Source organism: Rhizorhabdus sp. (assembly GCF_018006725.1).
Taxonomy (GTDB): Bacteria; Pseudomonadota; Alphaproteobacteria; order Sphingomonadales; family Sphingomonadaceae; genus Rhizorhabdus.
The window spans coordinates 1-2,721 of sequence record NZ_JAGMXV010000443.1 but is presented as its reverse complement, the minus strand read 5'-3'; the positions used below and the strand labels follow the sequence as shown (position 1 = coordinate 2,721).

The 2,721-nt window shown below is 64.5% G+C and carries 3 protein-coding genes and 1 pseudogene; all 4 read right to left on the bottom strand.

What is annotated here, in order from left to right; genetic code table 11:
* A pseudogene (locus tag KAY22_RS27545) lies at window positions 1-570 on the bottom strand (hypothetical protein); the annotation flags it as partial.
* 49 nt (window positions 571-619) lie between these two features.
* Entirely contained in the window at window positions 620-1,324 is a 705-nt protein-coding gene (locus KAY22_RS27540; protein ID WP_296401380.1) for a GntR family transcriptional regulator, read from the bottom strand.
* A gap of 314 nt (window positions 1,325-1,638) precedes the next feature.
* Window positions 1,639-2,193 (bottom strand): RidA family protein, encoded by a 555-nt coding sequence (locus KAY22_RS27535; protein WP_296626226.1) that lies wholly within the window; start codon window positions 2,191-2,193, stop codon window positions 1,639-1,641.
* A gap of 10 nt (window positions 2,194-2,203) precedes the next feature.
* Window positions 2,204-2,721 (bottom strand): phosphoribosylanthranilate isomerase (locus KAY22_RS27530; RefSeq protein ID WP_296626225.1); only part of this gene is annotated, 518 nt, incomplete at its 5' end.

Below are 2,721 nucleotides of genomic sequence, written 5' to 3'. Positions count from 1 at the left end.
CATCAGGCCGCCGAGCACGATGATGACCAGGCCACCGGGTAGGCCGAACGGCAGGCGCACGCGACCGACCCACGAGATCAGCACGATCATGAAGCAGATCAGCCCGATCCAGGCGGTGTCGAAGATCAGGAAGGCCGGGCGCATCGAGATAAAGGCGATGGAGACGCCGGCCAAGGTGCCGAGCATCGCGGCGCGCGGCGTGTATTTGCGGATCGCCGGGCCGACCAGGATGCCGCACAGCGTGATGCCGCCGACGATCATCGCCCAGATCAGACCGAGCTTCCAACCGAGGATGGCATCGTTGGTCGCGATATAGGTCGGCAGCATCACCACGAAGGTGACGATGAACATCTGCGGCACGCTCGGCCCGTAGGGCAAGGCCGCGACGTCGTTGCGGCCGTCAGCCACGCCGCGCCGGTAGGCGAGCCAGGCGTAGTAGAGATTGCCGATCGGCAACGCAATGCCGAGGGCCGGCAGGATGCGCCCAAAGACGATGTCGTTCGGTAGTTTTGCAACGCCGAGACAGAGGGAGGAAAGAACCAGGACGTTCAGAAGGACGTTGGTGAACAACCCGAAAAAGGCATTCATGTCCCCGCTCGTCCAAAGCTTGGGGCGGGTTCTAGAGACTGCGGCGTCCATGCCGTTTCTCCTTGTTGTCGACGCAGGAATGAGACCGTGCCAACAAATGCATGATGGTGATCTCGACGTTGTCGAGGCCGCTGGAGATGTTCTGGCGTAGCGCCTGGGCGGCCCCGGTCTCATCGCCGGCGGCGATGCGATCAAGAATGGCGGTGTGTTCGTCGCCGGTCGATTGCGCACGGGCGGTGTGCGAGAAATCGAACGCGCGGAACGCATGGAGGCGCTCGTTGATGCGCCGGATCTGCTCCATCATCAGCTGGTTGCCATGGGCCGCGACGAGGTCGGCATGGAAAGCCTCGTCGAGACTGGCAAGGGTCTGCCGGGAGAGGTCCTCGAGCTTTTCGGGGTTCGCCCACTGGTCGCGCAACCGCGCTTCGACATCCTTCGGCAAGCCGTTTCGGGCGAGCCCCCGCACCGCCTGAACCTCGATGGCGAAGCGGAACTCGTAGAGATCCTCGACGTCGGCCAGCAACAGCTGGCGCACGCGGTAGCTTTGATGCGGATCGCGCTCCAGCAAGCCTTCGGCAGCGAGTTCGGTCAGGGCCTGGCGGATCGGCGAGCGGCTGACGCCGAACTCGGCGCACAGGCTCTCCTCGGTCAGCTGATGGCGCGGCGGGTAGGACCAGTCGAGCAGCCGGCGGCGCAGCGTCAGAACGATCTGTTTAACAGCCGAGGTACGCGCCACAGACCCCTCCTCGACAAAACGGCATCAGCCTCACCCCCTAATTGATGGATACTCTATTGTATTATTCTATTGTATACAATGCAGGGAGACGAAAAATATCTATGCAGCACGCGACGGGGGCTTGCCGACGAAGGACGGCAAAACGCAACCGACGCTCAACAGGCTGGAATCATTGGTAAATAGTCGAACGAGGCGCCCGCGCGATGGCGCGAGCTACCTCCTTCTCCTCTCCCCGCTTCGACTATGGGGAGGAGGAGAATTGCCCAAGGCCTCAGCCTCAGGCGCCTTTGAGAGAAAAATGTGCGGACGGCCGCTTAGCGTTTCTTCTTCCGGGCGGCCTTCTTCTTGGCCTTGGGCGCGGCTTTGCGCTTGGCGGCGGGCCGTGGTGCCGCAGCGCGGCGGGCGGGCGCGCTTTCAAGCTCGACGATCACCTCGATCTCGACTGGAATGCCGCGCGGTAGCGAGGCCATGCCAACCGCCGATCGGGCATGGCGGCCGCGCTCGCCGAACACCGTGACGAAGAGGTCGGAGCAGCCGTTGATCACTTCGGGCTGCTGGCCGAATTCGGGTACGGCATTGACCATGCCCAGCACCTTGACCACGCGCTTCACCTTGTCGAGGTCGCCCAGCTCGGCCTTGAGCGCGGCCAGGATGCTGATGCCGACCGAGCGTGCGTGCTCATAGCCCTCCTCGACCGTGAAGTCGCGGCCGACCTTGCCGACCGGCAGCGGATGGCCCGGCAAGCCCGGGCCCTTGCCCGCCAAATACAGCAGGTTGCCGGTACGCACGGCGTTCACGTAGCTGCCCATCGGCGTCGTCGCCTTGGGCAGATCGATGCCGAGTTCCTTGAGCTTCTTTTCGACCTTCATGGCTCCCCCTTCAGAGCGCCTTCACCCGGTCGAGGAAGGCGCGAATCAATTCGATTGATTTCACACCCCGGCTCACTTCGATACCAGAGGAAACGTCTACGGTCGGCGCGCCCGTGACGCGCACCGCTTCGGCGACATTGTCCGCCGTGAGACCACCGGCGAGCATCCAGGGCAGCGGCACGCTGCGGCCCGTCAGGATCGTCCAGTCGAAAGCCTTGGCATTGCCGCCGGGCAGAGCACCGCCGGCCACATCGAACATCAGCCGGTCGGCGACACCGGCATAGAGGGCGATGTCGCGCTCGACATCCTCGGGCCCCGCCACCTTGATCACCTTCATCACCGGCTTGCCGGTGCGCGCCTTGAGGGCCGCCACGCGCTCCGGCGTCTCCGAGCCGTGGAGCTGCAGCAGATCGATGGCGCCGGTCGCCAGCCGTTCGTCGATCAGCGCGTCGTCGGGATCGACGAACAGGCCGACCCTGCCGACATGCGCCGGCACCCGTGCCCCCAGCGCCCGCAGACGATCGAGCG